General features: G+C 58.9%; 18 protein-coding genes. 9 read left to right on the top strand and 9 right to left on the bottom strand.

Annotation, left to right across the window (positions count from 1 at the left end):
• The first annotated feature begins 13 nt into the window (after positions 1–13).
• The gene (locus tag ROO76_17830; protein ID MDT8070028.1) at positions 14–688 is read left to right on the top strand and encodes a DUF2238 domain-containing protein; all 675 of its coding nucleotides are present in this window, start codon (positions 14–16) and stop codon (positions 686–688) included.
• 176 nt (positions 689–864) lie between these two features.
• Positions 865–1215, top strand: coding sequence for a helix-turn-helix transcriptional regulator (locus tag ROO76_17825; GenBank protein ID MDT8070027.1), 351 nt, complete (start codon positions 865–867; stop codon positions 1213–1215).
• 48 nt (positions 1216–1263) lie between these two features.
• Here the strand turns inward: ROO76_17825 and ROO76_17820 are convergent, their stop codons facing one another.
• Positions 1264–2478, bottom strand: coding sequence for a hypothetical protein (locus ROO76_17820; GenBank protein MDT8070026.1), 1215 nt, complete (start codon positions 2476–2478; stop codon positions 1264–1266).
• A gap of 57 nt (positions 2479–2535) precedes the next feature.
• Positions 2536–3189, bottom strand: a complete 654-nt coding sequence (locus ROO76_17815) for a response regulator transcription factor (GenBank protein ID MDT8070025.1) — start codon at positions 3187–3189, stop codon at positions 2536–2538.
• A gap of 235 nt (positions 3190–3424) precedes the next feature.
• Here ROO76_17815 and ROO76_17810 point away from each other — a divergent pair, with 235 nt between their 5' ends.
• Complete coding sequence (locus ROO76_17810; GenBank protein ID MDT8070024.1) at positions 3425–4033, top strand: MXAN_5187 C-terminal domain-containing protein; 609 nt, start codon at positions 3425–3427, stop codon at positions 4031–4033.
• Positions 4034–4211: 178 nt separating this feature from the next.
• The gene (gene purH, locus ROO76_17805) at positions 4212–5801 is read left to right on the top strand and encodes a bifunctional phosphoribosylaminoimidazolecarboxamide formyltransferase/IMP cyclohydrolase (GenBank protein MDT8070023.1); all 1590 of its coding nucleotides are present in this window, start codon (positions 4212–4214) and stop codon (positions 5799–5801) included.
• Positions 5802–5876: 75 nt separating this feature from the next.
• On the opposite strand, the gene prmC is transcribed toward purH, so the two are convergent.
• The 3 genes from prmC to ROO76_17790 form a co-directional block, all read right to left on the bottom strand.
• A complete protein-coding gene (prmC, locus tag ROO76_17800; protein ID MDT8070022.1) occupies positions 5877–6770 on the bottom strand; it encodes a peptide chain release factor N(5)-glutamine methyltransferase in 894 nt (297 codons plus the stop codon).
• A gap of 97 nt (positions 6771–6867) precedes the next feature.
• Positions 6868–7944, bottom strand: a complete 1077-nt coding sequence (gene prfA, locus ROO76_17795; GenBank protein MDT8070021.1) for a peptide chain release factor 1 — start codon at positions 7942–7944, stop codon at positions 6868–6870.
• Between the two features lie 163 nt (positions 7945–8107).
• Positions 8108–9112: a DUF1385 domain-containing protein gene (locus ROO76_17790; GenBank protein MDT8070020.1), complete on the bottom strand. Its 1005-nt coding sequence runs from the start codon at positions 9110–9112 to the stop codon at positions 8108–8110.
• 171 nt (positions 9113–9283) lie between these two features.
• Here ROO76_17790 and ROO76_17785 point away from each other — a divergent pair, with 171 nt between their 5' ends.
• The 3 genes from ROO76_17785 (at position 9284) to ROO76_17775 (ending at position 13060) form a co-directional block, all read left to right on the top strand.
• Complete coding sequence (locus tag ROO76_17785) at positions 9284–10636, top strand: MFS transporter (GenBank protein MDT8070019.1); 1353 nt, start codon at positions 9284–9286, stop codon at positions 10634–10636.
• Positions 10637–10709: 73 nt separating this feature from the next.
• Positions 10710–11630, top strand: a complete 921-nt coding sequence (folP, locus tag ROO76_17780; protein ID MDT8070018.1) for a dihydropteroate synthase — start codon at positions 10710–10712, stop codon at positions 11628–11630.
• A gap of 20 nt (positions 11631–11650) precedes the next feature.
• Entirely contained in the window at positions 11651–13060 is a 1410-nt protein-coding gene (locus tag ROO76_17775) for a deoxyribodipyrimidine photo-lyase (protein ID MDT8070017.1), read from the top strand.
• Positions 13061–13070: 10 nt separating this feature from the next.
• On the opposite strand, the gene dtd is transcribed toward ROO76_17775, so the two are convergent.
• Positions 13071–13520 carry a D-aminoacyl-tRNA deacylase gene (gene dtd, locus ROO76_17770; GenBank protein ID MDT8070016.1) on the bottom strand — a complete coding sequence of 150 codons (450 nt, stop codon included), beginning with the start codon at positions 13518–13520 and terminating at the stop codon, positions 13071–13073.
• Between the two features lie 170 nt (positions 13521–13690).
• Here dtd and ROO76_17765 point away from each other — a divergent pair, with 170 nt between their 5' ends.
• A complete protein-coding gene (locus tag ROO76_17765) occupies positions 13691–15259 on the top strand; it encodes a fatty acid--CoA ligase (GenBank protein ID MDT8070015.1) in 1569 nt (522 codons plus the stop codon).
• 116 nt (positions 15260–15375) lie between these two features.
• Here the strand turns inward: ROO76_17765 and ROO76_17760 are convergent, their stop codons facing one another.
• From ROO76_17760 to ROO76_17750, 3 genes are all read right to left on the bottom strand, one after another.
• The gene (locus ROO76_17760; GenBank protein ID MDT8070014.1) at positions 15376–15657 is read right to left on the bottom strand and encodes an HU family DNA-binding protein; all 282 of its coding nucleotides are present in this window, start codon (positions 15655–15657) and stop codon (positions 15376–15378) included.
• A gap of 147 nt (positions 15658–15804) precedes the next feature.
• The gene (locus ROO76_17755) at positions 15805–18255 is read right to left on the bottom strand and encodes a DUF3536 domain-containing protein (GenBank protein MDT8070013.1); all 2451 of its coding nucleotides are present in this window, start codon (positions 18253–18255) and stop codon (positions 15805–15807) included.
• A gap of 614 nt (positions 18256–18869) precedes the next feature.
• Positions 18870–20447, bottom strand: coding sequence for a hypothetical protein (locus tag ROO76_17750; GenBank protein ID MDT8070012.1), 1578 nt, complete (start codon positions 20445–20447; stop codon positions 18870–18872).
• A 398-nt stretch (positions 20448–20845) separates the two neighbouring features.
• On the opposite strand from ROO76_17750, the gene tldD reads away from it, so the two are divergent.
• Entirely contained in the window at positions 20846–22279 is a 1434-nt protein-coding gene (tldD, locus tag ROO76_17745; GenBank protein ID MDT8070011.1) for a metalloprotease TldD, read from the top strand.
• Positions 22280–22356: the final 77 nt, after the last annotated feature.

Here is a 22356-nt window from a genome sequence, read left to right as displayed (position 1 = left end):
GTGGGAATGACGAATGAAAAGCGGAGCTAAAGCAGCAGAATTTGAATCCGTCTTAAGCGCACCACCACAAATGCGCGTCGGAGCATTGCATTGGACGCTCCTCACCGTCTTTTTTGTCGTCCTGATTTGGTCGGGAGTCCGTCCATTTGATCAGTTCACATGGTTCCTCGAAGTCGTTCCCGCGCTGATTGCGCTCCCGATCCTGGTTTTCACCTATCGACGCTTTCCACTCACAAGTGTGGTTTATATTCTCATCCTGCTGCACGCAATCGTGCTGATGGTCGGCGGCCATTTCACCTATGCCCGTGAGCCGTTGTTCGAATGGCTGAAGCAGGTGATGCACTGGCCGCGCAACAATTACGACAAACTCGGCCATTTTGTGCAGGGATTCGTCCCGGCGATGATTGCGCGCGAGGTATTCCTGCGAAGGACACCACTTCGGCGCGGCGGCTGGCTATTTTTCCTCGTGGTCTGTTTCTGCGGAGCCCTCAGTGCGACCTACGAACTGGTCGAATGGTTGACCTCGATCTTGTCCGGTGGGAAGGCCGATGAGTTCCTCGGAGGACAGGGCTATGTATGGGACACCCAGTCGGATATGCTGATGGCATTCATTGGCGCCATCATTGCCCAAATTACCCTCTCGCGCGTACAGGACCGCCAACTCCAGCGTATGGGTCTAAGTAACTGATAAAGCAACACGGTAGCCAAACTCGTCCTCTTACAAAGGTCACTCCAGCGCAGACGTGAGGTGACTTTCGTTACCTCGAGTGTTGCCGATAGACAAAAATTATCCTTGCGTCGAGGTTTGTACACTGATTACTATGCGACTACCCCAGCGGTCCGTGTAGGCTCGAAGAAAAACACATGAACATCGGCGAAACGATTCGAAATTTCCGGCTACAAAAAGGCATGTCGCAGGGCGACATCGAGAAGCGGACCGGGCTGCTGCGTTGCTATCTTTCCCGCGTCGAAAACGGGCACACCATTCCATCACTTGACACCCTGGCCAAGATCGCGACGGCAATGGAACTGCCGCTGGCGAATTTCTTTGCCGAAAGCAACGGCGACGGCGCCAAGGCCAACCTGCCGCAACTCAGCGAAGAAGAAGTCCGCTTCCTCTCGCAAATCAGGCGCTATTCCTCGAACCTGAACGACAGCGACCGCAAACTCGTCCTGGCCATGGTCAAGAAGATGGCCGCCAGCATCGCAAGATAATTTTCAGCCAGCAAGAATTTGACCCGGCGAGAGCCGGGTCTTCGTGTTTCAATGCAATTGAATTACGGCAACGCGAATGGGCGCGAGCTTGTTTGGATCGACAATACGCCCTTCGTTCCAGTTGTCGATTTGCGTATTCGCCATGAAATAGAATTTAGATCCGTCGATCGCACCTGTTGTAGGCAACTCCACAAGATTCGACCTGTACTCCAGGACCGTTTTTCCTGTCACTCGTTCACCTGAAGCATCGAGTTGAAAACGTGCAACTCTCGGCATCCCTAAGCCGTTTTGTATGCCAACCAGGCTGCCGCGATACCAGTAGAGGCCGTCGAATCCAGAAAGGGTAGTCCCCATTCCCGGCGCAACCTCGCGTCCTCGATTACTCCGCAGATCGTATTGGAGGACGCCGAACGCATCCGCGATGTAGAGCAAATTTCCATCTTCGGAGAGCGTGATCCCGTTCGGGTAATAAACAGGCCGAGGCAGGCGTAATGCGGTGAAAGAATGCTTTTCGCGATCGAATCGGAAGGCTTGGTTCGCGAGGCTATCGGTCAGGTAAATTTCGTTTTCGTTCCTCAGCACCAGGTCGTTAAAAAGGTGAGGACCAGCGGTTGTAAGGCCGAACCGTTCGAGCAGTTTGCCGTGCGAGTCGAAATGCACGAGTTCCGCCCCGGTGCCCTCGTTGCGGCAGGTATTCGCCCAGACGTCGCCATTCCGAGCGTCCGCTTTTATTCCGCAGATTGGTCCGAGGTGATCTCGCTCGGACGTAAACTCTGTCGCCTCGCCTTTCCTGATCCGGAGGATCTTCCGTTTACTCAAACTACCCATGTAGAAGACGTGCTCGCCTGGATCGAAAGCCAAGCCCTCTGGTATCAGGTCCTTCTCCGGAATTGTGAATGCCACCCTGGCGCGGTGCACTGGCGGAAAATCCCCGTGAACCTGCTCAAGCAGCGCTTTGAATTCAGCATTGCCTTTGAGGGCGGCGAAAGCCGGATCGCCCTCCGGATTGAATCCTTCGCCGAGCGCGATGCACTGCCGCAGCAGTGACATTGCTTTTGTGGAGTCGCCGAGAGTTGCGTAGTCGTGGGCAAGCTGGAAAAGCGCAGGAGCACGGTCAGGGAGCTGAGAAAGCAGCTTCTCGATGAGTTGAATCTCGTTCCGCGTGGCAAGTTCGGCAGAATTCGGGGGAGCAGTTTCCTGACCGGCTGCCAGCCCAACCACGGTGATTGCTAACAGAAGTAGCTTTAGGCTTTTCAGAGGCATTTGGCTCATTATCCAACTTGGATAAAGGATTGAGCCAACAGTTTCGGGACGCCGTGCTCACGCGGCGTGCGTGATATCCGACAATGTCAGGACCGCCAATTCCAGCCGATCCCGCGCTCCGGTCTTGCTGAAGATGCTCTGCAAGTGCCGCTTCACCGTGTTCTCCGAGATTGACAGTTCAGTCGCGATGTCACGGTTTTTGAGCCCTCGGGCGACGAGATACGCGATCTGCTTTTCGCGGTCGGAGAGGCGGTTCATGTTCGAGGGCTGCTGTTGCTGCGGCTCCTCGGCCATCGCCGTTATGATCCCCTGTGCGACCTCGTCGGCAAAAGCAAGTTCGCCATTTGCGACCGTGCGGATGGCCGTAAACAGCTTGTCGGGGCTGTCGCCCTTGAGCACGAGTCCACGCGCACCAAGGCGGACGACCTGGACGTAGTCGGGATGGTTTTCGGAGCCGGTCAGAACGACGGATGCTACTCGCTGTCCCGCGCGTTCCAGGGTCCGCAGGACATCGAAGCCGTCGCCGTTGGGCATGAAGAGATCGAGAACGAGAACGTCCGGTTGGGTCTTCTGCACGACTTCCACGGCCTCAGTACCGTTGGAAGCGGTGCCGGCAACCTCGAGATCCTTCTGGGCTGTCAATAGCGCGGCCAACGACTCGCGCAGCACGGCATGGTCATCGGCTATGACTACTCGGATTTTCTTGCCCAAGAACATCCCAGTATTTTAGATGCAATCCAGTGCTGGTTCACGTTGTGTGCCCGAGTGACTTTTTTCATGAGCTCTGGCCGGCAACTCCGGCGCAAGAACCTTCGTAACCGCGGGAACCCGGGTTGTCCATTGGGAGCGGCTCCCGAACGTGCTATATTCCGCCTCATTGTGGAATTTTGCCGTCCCGCATTGCCAGGCGTGCGCTAATCGCCTGTGAGATAAGACCGGAGCCAGCGTGACCGTAGACGAAGAAATATCGAAACTGGACGAAAATCTTCGCCGGTTGAAGATCGAATACGACGTCTACTTTGGTGGTGGCTCCAAAAAGCCCCCTGCTGAAACCGAATGGCGCGTCTCCAACGGCATGAAGCGCATAGGCGAGACCCTGAAGCTCAACTACGCCCAGCGCTTCCGGTTCAACGCCATCGCCCAGCGCTACGCTGTCTTCAGCGATCTCTGGCGCCAGAAAATGAAGGTCAAGGAAGAGGGCTACCGGCGTCCCGCCGACGCACAGCTCGGCATCTCCGGTATGCGCTACGAAGAAGAAACGGCGGCGGCGAAGGAGCTCGACAGCAAGCCGAAGAAGCATGACGATACGCCATTCTCGATCGCCTGCTCGGATCCCGCTCACGAAGCGAGCAAGATCAAGGCGCTCTTCGAAGCTATGGCAGAATCTCAGCGGATGCACGGCGGTTCGGCTAAGGCCAGCAGCTTTGCATCCTTCCAGAACTTCGTCCAGAAGAAGACCGAACAGATCCGCCGCCAGTACGGCTGCCACTCCGTCCAATACACCGTCGAAGTTACCGACGGTCAAGTTAAGCTAAAAGCCAAGGCGAAGGTATAGTTCTTCGTTGTTCGTTCGTCGTTAAGGCGGTTCCCGGTTCTCAGTTCCTGGTACGGTGTCTCCCGAGCACAGCTTCACCGCGCGGAGCCGAAGGACACTTCGTTTCCTCTGCTCGATCCCCCACTCTGCATTTAGAATCTTCTGTTCTCTTCCGACTTAATTTCTGCACGGAGCAATCATGGCGAGAATTCAGCGGGCAATCTTAAGCGTTACCGATAAATCGGGGCTGGTGGAGTTCGCAAAAAAACTGGCAGGCATGGACGTGGAGTTGATCTCCACCGGCGGAACCGCGAAGCTGCTGCGCGAGAACGCTGTACCGGTGAAAGACATCAGCGACCTGACCGGTTTTCCCGAAATGCTCGATGGTCGTGTAAAGACCCTCCACCCGAAAGTTCATGGCGGCATTCTCCACATTCGTGGTAACGCCGCTCACCGCGCCGCCGTCGCCGAACACGGCATTCAGCCCATCGACATGGTCGTGGTCAACCTTTATGCCTTTGAGAAGACTGCGTCGAAGCCGGGCGTGCACTTCGAAGAAATCATCGAGAACATCGACATTGGCGGCCCGTCGATGGTTCGTTCCGCCGCAAAGAACTTTCAGGACGTCGCGATCGTGACCTCGCCCGCGGATTACGACGCGATTGCCGCCGAGATGCTGTCCAGTGGCGGAGAACTCTCACTGCGCACAAAGTGGGCGCTGGCGCAGAAAGCTTTCGCGACCACGGCCGCCTACGACTCGGCAATCGCAGCAACCCTCGGGAAGATCACGACCGACGGCGAGAAATTCGATATCTCGGCAATCGGCGGCACGACCGAGTTTCCCCAAACACTGGAACTCGCTTTTCGCAAGGCCTACGACCTGCGCTACGGCGAGAACCCGCACCAGAAAGCCGCGCTTTATTCCGATGGCGGCGACACTGGAATTGCGAATGCCCAGCAACTGCAGGGCAAAGAACTCTCCTACAACAACATCGTCGACCTCCAGGCCGCGTGGGACTTGGCGACCGAGTTCGACGAGCCTTTCTGCGCCATCATCAAGCACACCAACCCGTGCGGCAGCGCCGTGGGCAAAGATTTGTCCGAAGCCTTCCTGCGCGCCTTCGAGTGCGACCCGGTCTCGGCCTTCGGTAGCGTCATCGCGCTGAACCGGCCCGTGGACTTCGCAACAGCAGAAGCGATGGCCGGCCTGCGACACAACGGAGTAGCACTCTTCATTGAATGCATCGTCGCGCCGCACTTTGACCAGGCCGCGCGCGAACGCTTCGCCAAGCGCAAAGACCTGCGCCTCGTCGAGATTAAGCACAAGCCGCAGAAATGGGTGATGAAGTCGGTCAGCGGCGGCATGCTGGTGCAGGACAATGATCTGCACAAACTTGATCCCGAGACGCTGCAGGTGGTCACCGAACGCAAGCCCACCGAGCAGGAAATGCGCGACCTGCTCTTTGCGTGGAAGATCGGGAAGCACGTCAAATCGAACGCGATTCTCTACGCGAAAGACGGGCGCTCGGTTGGAGTCGGCGCCGGACAGATGAGCCGCGTGGATTCCGCACGCATCGGTGCGCAAAAAGCCGTGCTGCCGCTCGAAGGTTCCGTGGTCGCAAGCGACGCGTTCTTCCCATTCCCCGACGGCGTCGAAGAAATTGCAAAAGCCGGCGCAAAAGCCGTCATTCAACCAGGCGGCTCAAAAGCCGATCCCGACGTGATCGCAACGGCAAACCGGTTGGGCTTGGCGATGGTACTCACGGGCGTGCGGCATTTCCGGCACTAAAACCGATTCACCACAGAGACGCAGAGACACAGAGGAACTGATTCATAAAAGCCCAGGCCCTCAAGGCCGTTTTTCCTAAAGTCTCTGTGCCTCTGTGGCTCTGTGGTGAATCGGTTTTCTCCCCACCACGACCCTCGGTATCCCCGCCAGGTCCGGAACCGCGTGCACATTCTCGAAGCCGTCCATGATCCCCACCACCGCCTCTGACATCGAGTACCCGATCTCCATGACGAGATACCCGCCGGGTCGCAGCGCCTCATGCGCCTGCGGGATCAGTCGCCGAATGACATCAAGGCCGTGTTCACCGGCAAAGACGGCCTGCTTGGGCTCGAACTTCTTCACTACATCCTGAACCTTGTCGGCTTCACTCAGAGCGACGTACGGCGGATTGCTGACCACGAAATCGAAGCTGCCATCGCGCGAGACCGAGTCGAGGACATTGCTCTGTTGAAAACGAATCCGAGCTTCGAGTTGCAGTCGTGCGGCATTGGCGCGAGCGACTTCGAGTGCTTCGACGGAAACATCCGTAGCAAGCACGTCTGCGTTCGGCAACTCCTTCGCGAGCGCCAGCGCAATCGCGCCCGAACCAGTCCCCACATCGACAAGTTTCGGGCGGCCACCCTGATCTTTGTAATCCGCCGTTCGTGCGGTCTCCGTGACGACCTCGACGATGTGCTCGGTCTCTGGCCTGGGAATCAGCACGGCGGGCGTGACGATCAGGTCCAGTCCCCAGAACTCCTGGTGTCCGGTGATGTATTGCGAGGGATACCCCGACGCACGCCGCGCAATCGCCTCGTCATAGCGCGCCTGCTCGTCCGCATTCAGTTCCCGCTCAGGATGCGAATACAGATACGCCCGATCGCAGCCGAGTGTGAACATCAGCAGCACCTCGGCATTCATCCGCGGCGAACCGACGGCATTGGCTTCGAGTTCCGCAATGGCTGAGGTGAGTGCTTGTTTCAGAGTCACGAGAAAAGATTAACGCAGAGGCCGCTGAGGACGCGAAGAGAACCGCAATACTTCCGTCAGCGCCCTTCGCGCCCTCTGCGTTATTCCTTCTTCCCCGCTAAACGATCGCCGCCTCTTCCTTCAATTTTTCCGCCTGGAAGTGCGTCACCAGGGCATCCACGAACGGCTGCAGCTTGCCGTCCATGACCTCACCGAGTTGATGCATTGTCAGCCCGATGCGGTGATCCGTGACGCGGTTCTGCGGGAAGTTGTAGGTGCGGATCTTTTCGCTGCGGTCGCCTGAGCCGACCTGTTGCTTGCGCTCTTTCGCCAGGGCCGCATGCTGCTTCTCCATCTCGATCTCGTACAGACGCGAGCGCAAAACGCGCATCCCTTTTTCGCGGTTCTTGATCTGCGATTTCTCGTCCTGGCAGCTCACCACGGTGTTGGTCGGGATGTGCGTGATGCGCACCGCCGAGTAGGTCGTGTTCACCGACTGCCCGCCCGGTCCGGATGAGCAGAACGTGTCGATGCGCAAATCCTTGGCTTCGATTTTGATATCGACGTCTTCGGCCTCCGGCAGTACGGCCACGGTGATGGCCGATGTGTGAACACGGCCCTGCTGCTCGGTTTCCGGCACGCGCTGTACACGGTGCACGCCGGATTCGTACTTGAGCTGCGAGTACACATTCTGGCCTTCAATGATGGCTATAACTTCCTTCAGCCCGCCGACGCCCGACTCCGAACTTGACAGCACCTCGACCTTCCAGCGCTTGGTTTCAGCGTAGCGCGTGTACATGCGGAAGACCTCGGCCGCAAACAACGTTGCTTCGTCGCCGCCCGTCCCGGCACGAATTTCCAGCACGATGTTCTTCTCGTCGTTCGGATCTTTCGGGATCAGCAGTATCTTCATCGCTTCCTGCACCGAGGCAATGCGCTGCTCCAGTTGCGCCAGTTCATCCTGCGCATAAGCCTTCATCTCGACATCGGACTCCTCGGCGATCATCGCCCGGCTGTCCTCGATGCCTTTCTTCAAGTCCTTGTACTCGCGATATTTCTCGACGATCGGCACCAGTTCGCTGTGCGCCTTGGCGGTCTTCTGGTACTTCGCCGAGTCGTTCATGATCTCCGGCGAGGCGAGCGCCGCTGTCAGCTCGTTGTATCGCGCTTCGATTTGGTCTAAACGGTCGAACATTGTCAGTTCTCAGTTCTCGGTGTCAGCTCTCCCTTATGGCGAGGCGAACCGGGCAATATCTTGGATTCTTCGGGGCAGGCGCGTGCGCGCCCAGTGCGTCGCGAAGGCGGGAACCGCTAGGCGTGGCCTGCAGAGGCGAAGGCGTGGATGGAAGTCGAGAGCTTCATGCTATTACCAATTCTCCACCATTTTGCTTCTCCAGCGCCATAGCTTCGTCGAGGGCAGTAATCGCGCACTCGACCATGCTGTCATCAGGCGGCTGGGTAGTGATGCGCTGCAGCCACAAACCGGGCTTTGTCATCAGCGCGAACAACGACTTCCCATGTTTCGCCGCAAACCGAATGATCTCGTATGACACTCCGGCAATGACCGGCAGCAGCAGGATGCGCACAACGAACTTCGCCAAAAATCCCTGCACCGGCACCAGCATGTAGATGAAGATCGAAATCAGCATCACCGTCATTAGGAAGCTGGTTCCGCAGCGCGGATGGTAGGTCGAGTACTTCTGCACTGTCGCGGGCTGAAGCGGGTCATGGTTCTCGAAGGCGAAGACTGTCTTGTGCTCGGCCCCGTGATACTGGTATACGCGCCGTATATCTGCCCACTTCGAGGTCCCCCAGATGAACAGCAGGAACAGCCCGATGCGGATCATGCCCTCAACCAGGTTGAAGAGGATGTTGTTCCCCAGCGCAGCGTCGTAGCGCTTCAGCCCGGTAGTCGCCGCCAGCGGCAGGAACTTGTACATGAAAATGAAGAAGCCAAGAGAGAGGGCGATGTTCAGCGCCGCCACCCAGCCGCTCATTTCCAGCTTCTTGCCGTTCTCGTCCGGCGGAGCCTCGTTCAGGGCAACATTGGCCGAGTAGCGCAGGGCCTTGAAGCCCAGCACCATGGCTTGCCCCAGCGTCATCAGGCCGCGAATAAACGGCCAGCCCTTCCATGGACTCTTATCTGACGGCTTAGCCAGCGGCTCGGAATGGACGACCACCTCGCCCGGTTGACCCTCTGGCGTCGCCGGTTTGCGCACGGCGATGCCCCAGGCATGCGGCGAGCGCATCATGACGCCTTCAAGCACGGCCTGACCGCCCACAAGCGTGTCCTCGCCGCTTTCGAGTGCCAGGAGCAGTTGCAGTGCGGTGTGGAAGCGAAGCTGTTTACGAAGCCAAGACATAGCAGTGTTTATTAGATGACCGTAAGTTCCGGGGCGACGCGGGCAGAACTCTCCTGCTTTCAGGGTAGGGCCTTCTGGAGGGGGTGTCAACGGTACCGCAGGGGTAGGCGGGGGCGCTGCCCACCCGGCAGCTAAATACCTGCTTCCCCGCCACTTAGACATGAGCCCGGTATGGAAGCCTCAGAAATCTCGGAACCGGCTTCCCAGGGCGATGTGAGAAACTACCCTCAATCCGGCATGAGCGACGTTTCCGCATCGCAGTCGAGGATTGCTTTCCATTATCCGAACTTCCGCTACTACCAGGCGGCGCGGTTCCTCGCCATCACGGCGTCGGAGATGCAGTCGGTTGCGGTCGGATGGCAGGTCTACGAGATCACGAGGCGGCCGCTCGATCTTGGGCTCGTCGGCCTCGCCCAGTTTCTTCCCGGAATCCTTTTATTTCTGCTGGCCGGCCATACCGCCGATCGCATTCGGCGGCAGCACATCATCGCCACCTGCTACGTAGGATTCGCCACCTGCTCGTTACTACTGCTGGCCTTCACCGTCCATGGTCGGAGGTCGGTTGAGCCGATCTATGTCATCCTGGTGCTGATCGGAGTCGTGCGCGCCTTCAATGGCCCGGCCGGCCAGGCGTTCCTCCCGATGCTCGTTCCCGAAGAACATTTCCCCAATGCCGTAGCCTGGGGTTCCTCAATCTTCATGTCCGCGACGATCTTCGGTCCCACCGTAGGCGGAATTCTATATGGCTGGACCGGTGGTCCGAATGTGGTCTATGGCACGGCGGCCGTGGCGCTCGGAATCGCGTTCATATTCGTCGCGATGATTCGCATCCAACCGGCCCAGCGCCCGCGCAAGAGCGCCTCCGCAGACACCGTCATGGCGGGTTTTCGTTACGTCATTGAGAACAAATTAGTGCTGGGCGCGATCTCGCTCGATCTCTTCGCGGTTCTCCTCGGCGGCGCCGTGGCTTTGCTGCCGGTTTACGCGAAAGAGATTCTCTTCGTCGGACCGTGGGGCCTGGGCCTGTTGCGAGCCGCGCCCGGCGTCGGCGCAGTGATCACCGCGATCGCGGTCGCGCACTGGCCTCTGCGAAAGCGCGCGGGCACAACCATGCTGTGGTGCGTCGCTGGTTTCGGCGCCTTCACCGTTATTTTCGGCCTCTCGCGGAATGTCGTGGTATCGCTGCTCGCGCTTGTCCTGGTCGGCGCCACGGACATGATCAGCGTGGTTGTACGCTCGACGATGGTTCAACTGGCGACGCCGGACGAGATGCGCGGACGCGTCAGCGCCGTCAACATGATCTTTGTCGGCGCGTCCAACGAATTCGGCCAGTTCGAATCAGGCGTGACCGCAAACTGGTTCGGAACCGTCCCGGCTGTGGTCCTTGGTGGGATCGGAACCCTCGTCGTGGTCGCCCTCTGGTCGGCCCTGTTCCCCGAACTTCGCCGTGTCAACGAACTCACGCCAGGACTTCGCAAAGTGATCCCGCAAGAGCCAGCCGTCACCGCCGACCCGAACGACTGACCTGCCTTCGCGTGTTCAAGGATTCGATGGTTCGTGGTTTCTGTTCGCCTCGGCTACCAGTACAATCCTCGAGATGCGTCAGCGCTTCACCTGGAATCTCGGCAAGCGGAGCCTTACCCTCGGCGAGCGCACCCTCGTCATGGGCGTGCTCAACGTCACGCCAGATTCGTTTTCCGACGGCGGCCTCTTCGCCGATCGCTCCGCCGCAATCCAGCACGGTATCCGTCTGATCGAAGAAGGCGCCGATATCCTCGATATCGGAGGCGAATCGACGCGTCCCGGAGTCCCCCTCTCCGCCGTGGAAATTTACGAGGGGGTCTCCGCGAAAGAGGAGATCGGTCGCGTCATTCCCGTCATCGAAGGCGTCTTGCTGGCCAAGCCGGATGCGGTGATTTCGATAGATACGTACAAGGCGGAAACCGCGCGCGCGGGCACTGCTGCCGGCGCCGAGATCGTTAACGATGTCAGTGGTTTTACCTGGGACAGCGAGATGCCGCAGACGGCGGCAAGCCTCGACTGCGGCGTCGTCCTCATGCATACCCGCGGAACCCCGAAGGAATGGCGCGAGCTTGATAAACTCACCAACCCCATGGAAGTTGTTCTCCACGAATTGACCGCAATCGTAGAGCACGCAACGAAGGCCGGTATTGCCCCTGATCGGCTCGTCGTTGACCCTGGCTTCGGTTTCGGCAAACGGCTCAACGAGAACTATCCGCTGCTCGCGCACTTCGGCGAGTTCGGCGCACTCGGTCTCCCTCTGCTCGCCGGCCCCTCGCGAAAGTCATTCATCGGGTGCACTATCGCCGAGCGCCTGGCTGAAGTCGCTGGTTCGGAACTGGCCGAATTGCCCGCCAGCCAGAGACTCTACGGAACTTTGGCCGCAGTCACCGCTTGCGTGCTGCAGGGCGCCCACATCGTTCGCGTCCATGATGTTCGCGCTACCGTCGAGGCGGTCGCAGTCGCCGACGCTATACTGGCTGCAACGGAAGCCTGATTCCAAGGCGCCTCAAGCACGTGGCCACCATCAACCGCATTCTCGAAAAATTTGGCGCCCGCGTTGCCGTCCGCCGCCCCGGCGACCCCGCCCCCGACGGCCGTTGTATCGTCTACTGGATGCAGCGCGCCCAGCGCGCCCTCGACAATCCCGCGCTCAACCTCGCGGTCGACCTGGCCAACAAACTGAAGCTCCCCTGCGTCGTCTTCTTTGCTCCCGTGCCGTACTATCCGCACGCGAACCTGCGCCATTATCGATTTCTTCAGCAGGGCATCGCCAACACCGCAGCGCGCTGCGAAAAGCGCAACGTCGGATTCGTCCTCCGACGCTATCCCGATCACAGCCTCCTCAAGTTCTGCGACGAGGTGAAGGCCGCACTCGTCGTCGGTGACGAAAACCCTCTGCGCGAACCGCGCGCCTGGCGCGAAACGGCCGCAAAGAAGCTCAAAATTCCGCTCTACACCGTCGATGCCGACGTGATCGTCCCGACGCGCCTGCTGCAAAAGGAACAATACGCCGCTCGAATCATCCGCCCGCGAATCCGGGCCTACCTCGAAGAATTTTTGAACCCCTCGGACGAACCGAAAGCCCAGATTGTTTGGAGCTCACCGCGAGGCCTGCCCTCGCTGCCGCCAGACTTCGACATAACCGAGGATTGGCGAGATCTCGACCGCGGTGTCGCCCCAGTCGAGTCATTCATCGGCGGCACCGATCACGCACTCGCGCTACTCCGAAACTTCGTCGACAAGAAACTAGCGCATTACCCCGAGCGCCACTCGCAAGCTGACGCCGGCGGCACCTCGCGGCTGTCACCGTATCTGCATTTCGGACACATCGGCCCGATCACCATCGCTCAGGCTGTGGAGAAGTCGATCGCCCCGCGCGCCGCGAAAGACGATTTTCTCGATCAGTTGATTACGTGGCGCGAACTCTCCATCTGCTTCGTCCACTACAACGAGTTTTACGATTCCCTGGAATGCGCCGAACCCTGGGCTCATAAGACACTCGCCGCGCACGCGAAAGACAAGCGCCCCGTCCTCTACACGCGCGCGCAACTCGAGCGCGCAGAAACCCACGACGCTCTATGGAATGCCGCCCAGAAGCAGATGCTCCACGCCGGCTGGATGCACAACTACATGCGCATGTATTGGGCGAAGAAAATCCTCGAGTGGTCGCCTTCTCCCGCGGCGGCCTACAACACCGCCGTCTACCTCAACGACAAGTATTTCCTCGACGGCCGCGACCCGAACGGCTACGCGGGAATTGCCTGGGCGATTGCCGGGAAGTTTGACCGCCCATGGTTCGATCGCCCGATTTTCGGGATGATCCGCTACATGGCAGAGAGCGGCGCGAAGAAGAAGTTCGACACGAATCGCTACATCGCGCAGATGAACGAACTGGCGGGTGAAGGGCAGCCGGAGCTGTTCTGATGAGACGCAGTCAGAAGACTTTCGTCGAATCCAACAGGATCGTCACCGGCCCAGCGTTCAGCAGTTCTACATCCATCATCGCCTGGAAGACGCCTTCCTCGCAGCGTAACCCGAGTGCACGAATGCCCTTGCAGAAATAGTCGTAGAGCTTGTTCGCCAACTCTGGCCGAGCGGCCGCATCGAACGAGGGCCGCTTGCCCCGCCGCACATCGCCGTACAAGGTAAACTGCGAAACCGCCAACACCGCGCCACCAACCTCCGCGACCGCGAGATTCATCTTCCCGCCGGCGTCTTCGAACACCCGCAGTCCGGCAATCTTGTCGGCCAGGTAGTCGGCATCCTGCTCGGTGTCCGTCTGCGCCACACCCAATAGCACAAGAAGACCGAGCCCGATCTCGCCCGTGACTCGCCCCTCGACGGTCACTTTCGCCTTCCGAACGCGCTGCACCACCGCTCGCATCAGTTGAATTATCTCAAAGCACAACAACAACCGCTGAAGTCGGGAAATGTCCACAGCAGCAGTGATAGACTTTGCGCTCCGGGAAACGGCTCACCACGGTCTTATAAATCAGTTTCTGAGCGCCTTTGTGTCTACTGTGGTGAAACGGTTCTTTCGGCCGGCACGATTCCATGAACATCCCTCTCACCCCGATACGTTTTCTTCGTTACGCGGAGCAGCAGTTTCCCAACAAAGTCGGCGTCGTCTGCGGCGACCAGCGATTCACCTATGCGGAGTTCTCATCGCGAATTGCGTGTCTCGCCGGAGCATTGCGCTCCCTCGGTGTTCAGCCCGGCGATCGTGTCGCCTTCCTCAGCACCAACTGCCACCGTCTGCTGGAGGCCTACTACGGCGTCCCTGAAGCTGGCGCCATTCTGCTTGCGCTCAACGTGCGCCTCTCCGCCCAGGAGCTCACTTATGTTCTCAATAACTCCGGGGCGAAAATTCTTTTCTTCGAAGATGCGTTCCTGCCTCTCGTTGAATCGTTCCGCGACGCCGTTCCGCAGATCAAGAGTTTCATTCTCCAGAACGACACCCCGCGTCCGGAGTGGGCCGCCAGTCGCACCTACGACGAACTCATTGCCACCGCCGAGCCATACAAAAGCGACTACATGCAGATTGACGAGAACTCAGTCGCCGAACTTTTCTACACCAGCGGCACCGGCGCCAATCCCAAGGGCGTCATGCTGACCCACCGCAACGTTTATCTGCATGCCCTAAGCGTCATCATTGGCCTCGGCGTGAACCACGACACGGTTCAACTGCACACCATCCCGTTGTTTCATGCCAACGGCTGGGGCGCCGCACACACCGTCACGCTTCTCGGGGCGCGCCACGTGATGATCCACCGCTTCGACCCGCGCGATGTCTTCCGCCTCATTGAGCAGGAAAAAGTCACGTGCCTCCATCTAGTGCCGACGATGGCTGTCGCGCTGGTAAATTGTCCGGACGTTTCCAAGTACGACCTGAGCAGTTTGCAAAAGATGAACCTTGGCGGTGCCGCGGCCTCACCGACGCTTGTGCGGCAATTGGAAGAGAAGCTTGGCTGCCTCGCTTTCTCCGGTTACGGCCTGACCGAAACCTCGCCCGTGCTTACCCTCGCGACCCCGAAAGAAGGCGCTCACTACAAAGACGAACGACGGTATGAGCAGCAGGCGCGCACCGGCTATCCAATCCCCGGGGTTGAACTCCGCATTGTTGGCTTGGACGACAAGGATGTGCCGCACGACGGCCAGGCCATGGGAGAAATCTGGGCGCGCGGCGACGGCGTCATGGTGGGCTACTGGAACGATCCCGAAAGCACGGCTCGCGCCTTCGAAAACGGGTGGTTCCACACCGGCGACGTCGCAACCATCGACGACGACGGCTACGTGCTCATCATGGATCGCCGCAAGGACATGATCCTGAGCGGCGGCGAGAACATCTCCTCACTCGAAGTCGAGAAGGTAATCGTCGCCCATCCCGACGTTTACGAGGTCGCCGTAATACCCGTTCCCGATGATCGCTGGGGTGAAGTGCCGAAAGCCGTCGTGGTCCTCAAGCCAGACTCTCATCTCAGTGAAGCCGAACTGATCGAGTTCTGCCGCGCACGTCTGGCTCACTACAAATGTCCTAAGTCGATCGACTTCGTCGAGAGTCTGCCCAAAACCGGCACGGGAAAATTCCTGAAGCGCGAACTGCGCAAGAGGTATTGGCGATAATCCGGTACCCCCTGGTTGGCAGACTTGGGTCTTGCAATGGCACGATCTCCGTTGGCACGTTCCCAAAATTAAAGCGGCAGGCACGCGGCCTGCCGCCTCTCTGGCCTATGTATACGTCATTTCGCTTTATTAACAGCTTTCTTGAGCTCGATACCCGGTGTGAATTTCGCGACCTTGCGGGCCGCGATCTTGATGACAGCGCCGGTCTGTGGGTTCCTGCCATTCCGCGCTTTCCTCTGCGAAACGGCAAAGGTGCCGAAACCGACCAATGTCACCCTGTCCCCTTTCTTCAGGGAAGCGGTCACGCCATCAATCATGGTATCGATGGCTAGACCGGCGTTCGTCTTGCTGATGCCGGTGGTTGCCGCGATTTTATCGATCAAATCGGCTTTGTTCATGCTATCTCCTGCAGGTTGGCACCTGTGTTGCGCCGATTAAGCGCCAGCAGCAGCGGTGTTGTCAAGGAAGTTTCGAAAGAAATGCGTGAAAAACCCGCTTCCCATGCGGGTTTCCAAAATTTCTGGAGCGGGTGGCCTGTAAAAGCCTTAACTGGCACGCAATGACGCTTCCGGTTCCTCGGAAAGCCGTGGTAGGCACAGCTTCAGCAGGTCGCACAACTCTGTGAACTGCCGCACCCACTGATGCTCGTCTCTTGCCGCATGGTCCAGGTACTTCGTTTCGAGGTATCCGTAGACGCGGTCCTGCATCCTCGTCAGGTCCACCTCGAACGGAAACTCCCGCACCAGCGCAATCACATCGTTCAAATACTCGAGCATCAAAACATCGGGATCATCCGGCAGTTCCGCGCTCATCCGGTTCAGCCTCCGCGAGATCACAAACCCTATGCCATTGATCCCCAACATCACCCGTTCGCGCTGCGCCGTCTGGATCACCGAGCGAAGTTCTGCGGTCGGGATCGGGTGTTCGACATCGAATGCGCGGCGAATGCGTGCGTTCAGCACAAACTCCGATGTATGCCGCAGCACGTTCGGTATCGGCGCGCCGATCTCACCGAAGAAATCGATGAGCGAAGCATGATGCTCATACACCTGTCCATAGGCCGACTCCACCTCTTCCATCGTCGATCGCAAGATCTGTCCCAGCACCTTGCGCTGCTCATCCTTGAACAGCGAGCGCAGCGAGTACGATGTCCCTTCAAACTGATGGTCAAGGACCCGCAGAGTTGCGGGCAGGTCGGCAGCCTGGAACGCGCCCAGCGCATTCGCCGCCGTCTCCATGAACTCTTTTTCTCCGCGTAGTTTTCGAACTCCTGCACTGACGTTATGATCGCCAAAACGCAACACACCGTAGGTCAGGTCGGTTTCCTCGGTGGTTATGCGGGAATGCACACAAATCTGTCCCAACCCCAATTGGGATAAGCCCGAAACGCTTCGCCGCTCCCGCTTAACTTCAACGTCATAACAGAAGATGCTTTTCAGTTGTTCCCGGGGATCAAACAATGAACTGATAGCGTAGTGTGCCCCCACGTCCGGCAGGTCGATTCGCGCCGGCTTCACCCACTTCTGGTAAATTTGCGCGCCATCGCCGTTTTCGGGAATATTGCTGATCGCCACCGACAGCCGGTTCAGGAACCTCTGCTCCAGTCCGTCGCCGAATAATTCCTGCGCCAGCTGCAAAGCCCGCCCCGCATACATGATGACCTGCACGGTCTCAATCCCCGACAGTTCACTGAAGAACCACCCGCAGCTTGTGTACATCAGCAACGCGTGCCGCTGCATTTCCAGCAGTTGGAGCGCCCGCACCTGCTCATCGTGGGTCAACTCATGCGTCGCGTTTTCGCTGAAGAACGCATCCAGGTTCTCCATTGAACGGTCAAGGATTACGTCGATGTACTCATCGCGTGCTCCCCATGGATACTTCAACAACTCCGCCGCTGTCCCCTCGTACATCGGCGCCAGTTCATCCCGCAGGGAGTCGAGTGCAGCCCGCAGCGGCGCTCGCCAGACCTGGTTCCAGTCGCCATTTCCGCCGGTATTGCATCCGCAGTCGCTGCGCCAGCGCTCCACGCCATGCACGCAACTCCACGAGGTGTTATTGATGATCTCGACTTCGTGCGTCGGCGGGTTCTCCTCCAGGAACTCGCCATAATTGGTGAGCTTCGCCTGCTCGTGGCTCTCGATGTATTGCAGCGCGAACGCCAGGGCCATCTCGCCGAAGCGGTGATGATGCCCGTAGGTCTCACCGTCGGTAGCGATGTGCATCAACTGCGGCCAGTCGCGTGTATCCGAAAAGCCTCCCAAAATACGCTTGGCAAAAGTCTCACCATTGTCGAGAAGCTTTTCGAATGCCACCGCCTGCGATACGGGGCCATCGTAGAAGAACAAGTTGATCGTTCTCCCGGAAGGTAGTTTCAGCAGGTACGCCCGGGTTGGATCAATCTTCCCACCCTCAAGATTGCGAAATCTTCCGCCATGTCCCAGCTTGCGAACCCCTCGCGCCTGGTGTGGGGCCAGCACCGTAAAACGGATCCCGTTGTCCGCCAGCGCCTCCAGCGTGTCGAGATCGGCCGCGGTCTCCGACACCCACATTCCTTCCGGATCCCGCCCGAAGCGCTTCTCGAAATCGCGAATGCCCCACAAGACCTGTGTATGCCGGTCCCGCGGATTCGCCAGCGGCATGATGATGTGGTTGTAAACCTGCGCCAGCGCATTCCCGTGTCCCGAGCGTGACTCACGGCTCTGCCGATCCGCCTCGAGAATCGCCGCATACGTATCCTTCGCCTTCTCTTCCATCCAGGAGAGCAGCGTCGGCCCGAAATTGAAGCTGATCGACGAGTAGTTGTTGACGATCTGCCGAATCCGCCCGCCTTCATCGAGAATCCGCGCATGCGCGTTTGGCCGGTAGCACTCGGCCGTTACCCGTTCGTTCCAGTCGTGATAAGGCTCGGCGGAATCCTGCACCTCGACCGCTTCCAGCCAGGGGTTTTCGCGGGGAGGTTGATAAAAATGGCAATGAATACAAACGTAGCGATCCATGGCGTGCAGGTGGTTGGATGCGGAGACACCAAGGTGGGTCTGAGAATCTTGGAATTTGGTGGAATCTCAAAGGTCTGGTGCCCTACATCTGCCGCAGTTAGCAGATGTGGGCACTCCGGGCCGGCGCCCAAACTGCGGTCCCCGGCGGGCGTGCAGAAACTCTCGCCCTAACGGCCATTGCATCGGTGCCGCGCTTCGTGATCCTGCAGCTCACCTTCTGTACTGGTCCCGAGCACGCTTCCAACCGTCACAAAACAACGCGTGCAGATTGAGTCGACACTCCCGTCCTTGTTCAATCGATGAATGAACGGCTGTTTCTGCAATTCAGACAAGTCGATTTTCGTCATAGCGGGGAGATATGGTGCAATGAGCGTGCCAAAGAAAGAGCACCTAAGTAACTGAGGAGAAAGGTCGTTATATCGAGTTGTCCGTAATTTCGAAATAAGTTCCTGTAATCTTTCCGCGGTGCAATTTAAGTTGTCCGAGATTCGCTGAAAAATCGCGAGCGGCACCGATCGTTCGTAACGTGTGGAACTTTCGTCGTACCTCAGCAGGCACAGTCAACTGACATGAACCCTATGCTTTTCAATGTGATGTCGCCCTCTTCGCCGTCCTTAGAACGGATCAAACTGCCCTCCCGTAACCATCCCCTCGCTAATCCGCCGCGCCTCGCGAAATGTCTCTGCCGTTCCCAGGTCCTTCCCCGGATTCGCGATCAGTTTCTCCAATTCCTCGTCGAAGAGCTTTGTCAGCAGCGTTGGCGTTTGCAGAATCGCCTCACCCGTGGCTTCGTCGATGATCGGCGTTTGGTCCGAATGCTTGAGCCTCTGCGCCAGCATCAGCCGGTAGATGCGATCGGTCGCGAGGTCTTCCATGTAGCCGTCCAGCAGACTCGCGCCTTTGCCGTTCAGCACGCCATTGCGATACCGAATCACCGTCCGCACCGCCGCCCGCGTTCCCGCGAGCGTGCGTTTTCCCACGCCCTCCGGCACCGGCCGCAGATCGGGATATCGTTCTGCATTCGGAAGTCTGCTTCCGACCTGGTTCGGGTAAGGGAACTGATCGACGGCGATCTGGTTCTGGTCCGGATGCCCGGTCCACGCGCCATCCATCAGTGAGTTGGCTTCGTTTTTCTTGTCCTTCGCCAGCACCGTCAGCGCCCGCTCGTTCAGCTCCCCATCCTCGCGGCTCGGGTACAGCGCCGTCATGCCGCCGATCGCCATCGCCCCGTGCTTATGGCAAAGCTCCGGCAGCAGCTCGCGCAGGTTCTGGAAAAACGCGACGTCGTGCGGAATCGTGTTGCGGTCGGGCAGCACCCAGCGCGGCTCTTCCAGGTTGAAGTGGATGAGCGACGCCATGTAATCCCACCGCCCAAGGTTCAGCCCAAGAATGTGGTCGCGCAGGTTATATAGAAATTCCTCCATCTGGTACGCCAGCGGATGCGACTCCACCAGCGCCATGCACTTGATGTAATCCTTCGGCCACCCGCGCTTCTCCGCCACCGTCTTGAACAGCTCGTTCCACCACAGCGCCTCGTCCGCCGACTCCGACTTCGGAATGTAGAACGCCAGCGGATGCTTCAGCTCCTTCGGATCGACGCGGTACACGAGGTTTGCGACGTCGAACAGCGACGCCGACATCACGTCTTTCATCACGCCACCCTGGTGCAGATGCAGCCCGCGCACCCGCAGCCAGATCACCGTCTTGCTCGGCTTGATCCCGATCTTCTGGCCGCGCTTCTTGTCGTCATACGTCAGCTCGCCGCGCAGCGCCGCCATGATGTTCTCGACCCCAAGCTGTTGGTGATACCACTCGTTCACCGTCGAGTCCTCGAGATCGAGCATCACGCCCGGCGCGCCCGAGTTCAGCATCTTCACCACCAACTCGGCCTCATCCGCCGGCCCGGTCATCTGGTTGCGCTGATCTTGACACCACTCCGGCAGCGCAATCCGCCACTCGGTGGTCGTCGCTTGCGAAGGCTGCAAATGATCCGGCGGCTTTCCCGCATGCGCCGCCTGCAACACCTGCTTGCGCTTCGCCCCCAGCTCCTGCTGCCACGGCGTAAACCGCTCGTGCAGCGGAGCCAAAAATTCCATGAACCCTTCGGGCAGTTCGTGCGCGGGATCGAACCCGGCGGGCGCAGCGTTCAGGCGAAATCCAATAGAGTTGAAATTCACAGTCGAGACAGCCATAGCCGTCACCTCAATTGCCATCAGCGACGCCAACGGCGAAATGTTAGAAGCAGAAACCCGGGAGGTCGTTGGCCTTAGTAGATGCGTTTGGCGCGATTAGGACGCGGGATTCGTCGCGATTTTGACGGAGTGAATGCTAGAGGTTCCGTTCGGAAGCTACATCTTCACGACAATTCGCAAGCCGATCTTGGGCGTCTCATCCTGCTCTTACTTGTGCTGCTGGGGTTAGTCCTTCCACTTTGGCTGGAAGCCCGTCACGGACAGCGAGAATCTGATACTACTGCTCCCCAAAAAGACAAATCGAGCTGACCTCCCCAACGTCCCAACCTATGAAATAATCACTTCACCCCCGCCTGCTCCTTCCGGGCCGGGTAGCTCATCTAATAGACGTGACCCTAGTGACTTCTCCTGAAAAACGCTTCTTCTTCGAAAAATACGGGCTGAATGAGAAAGACGTCGAGCGCTACCTCGGGGCGGCTCTCTCCGCCGGCGGCGACTATGCCGATCTCTACTTCGAATACCTGACCTCGACAGCTCTCAGCCTCGACGAGTCCATGGTGAAGTCGGCCTCGCAGGGCATCAGTGCCGGATGCGGCGTTCGCGTCATCAGCGGCGAGCGTACCGGCTACGCCTACACCGACGATCTCGCGCCCGAAAAGATTCTTCACGCCGCCCGAACGGCCGCTCTCATCGCCAGCGGCCCGGCCAAGACCCCGGTGGTCGACCTGAAAACGAATCGCCGTCACGACCTCTACCCGCTCGCGCTGCCCCCGGTCGACGCCGAGATTTCGACCAAGCTCGATCTCGTCGTCCGAGCCGACAAGGCCGCCCGCGCCTTCGATCCCCGGATTAAAGAAGTTCGCGCCAGCTACGCCGACGAGTTTCGCAACATTTTCGTCGTCGGCTCCGACGGCACCTACGCCGAAGATGCGCAGCCTCTCGCGCGCATGAGCGTCTTCGTCCTCGCCCGCGACGAAAAGAATTCGTCGAAGGGAACCTCCGGCGGCGGTGGACGCATCCCGCTCGACGTCTTCCTCAACGAGAAGACGCCCGAGCATTTCGCCATCGAAGCCGCGCGCCAGGCGCTCATTCAACTCGACGCCCGAGAGTGTCCCGCCGGCGAAATGGAGGTCGTCCTCGGTCCCGGCTGGCCCGGCATTCTTCTTCACGAAGCCATCGGTCACGGCCTTGAAGCCGACTTCAACCGCAAGCAGACCTCGGCCTTCACCGGACTGCTGGGCAAGCGTGTCGCCAGCGAGAAGTGCACGGTTGTCGACAACGGCACCGTTCCCGGCCGCCGTGGCTCGCTCAACATCGACGACGAGGGCAATCCGACCTCGGACACTGTTCTGATCGAGAAGGGAATCCTCAAGGGCTACCTCACCGATAAGCTCTCCGCTCGCCTAATGAACATGGGCAACACCGGCAACGGCCGTCGCGAGAGCTACGAGCACATTCCCATGCCGCGCATGACGAACACCTATATGTTGAGCGGTGACGATTCGCCCGACGACATCATTCGTTCGGTGAAGCGCGGCCTCTACGCTGTCAATTTTGGCGGGGGCCAGGTCGATATTACCAACGGCAAGTTCGTCTTCTCGGCATCCGAGGCCTACATGATCGAGGACGGCAAAATCACCGCCCCGGTGAAGAACGCGACCCTGATCGGCAACGGCCCCGACGTCCTGACGCGCGTCAGCATGGTCGGCAACGACCTCAAACTCGACGAGGGCGTAGGCACCTGCGGCAAAGACGGCCAGTCCGTCCCCGTCGGCGTCGGCATCCCGACCCTGAAAGTCGACCGCCTGACCGTGGGCGGCACTGGACATTGATAAAGACTAAGAAACCACGAAGACACAGAGACCCGAAGGCTGAGGGCAAACGACCCTTTAACGCGTTGCACTAAGAT

It is taken from the genome of Terriglobia bacterium (assembly GCA_032252755.1).
Classification (GTDB): Bacteria; Acidobacteriota; Terriglobia; order Terriglobales; family Acidobacteriaceae; genus JAVUPY01.
This window is presented reverse-complemented; position numbering and strand designations above follow the sequence as displayed.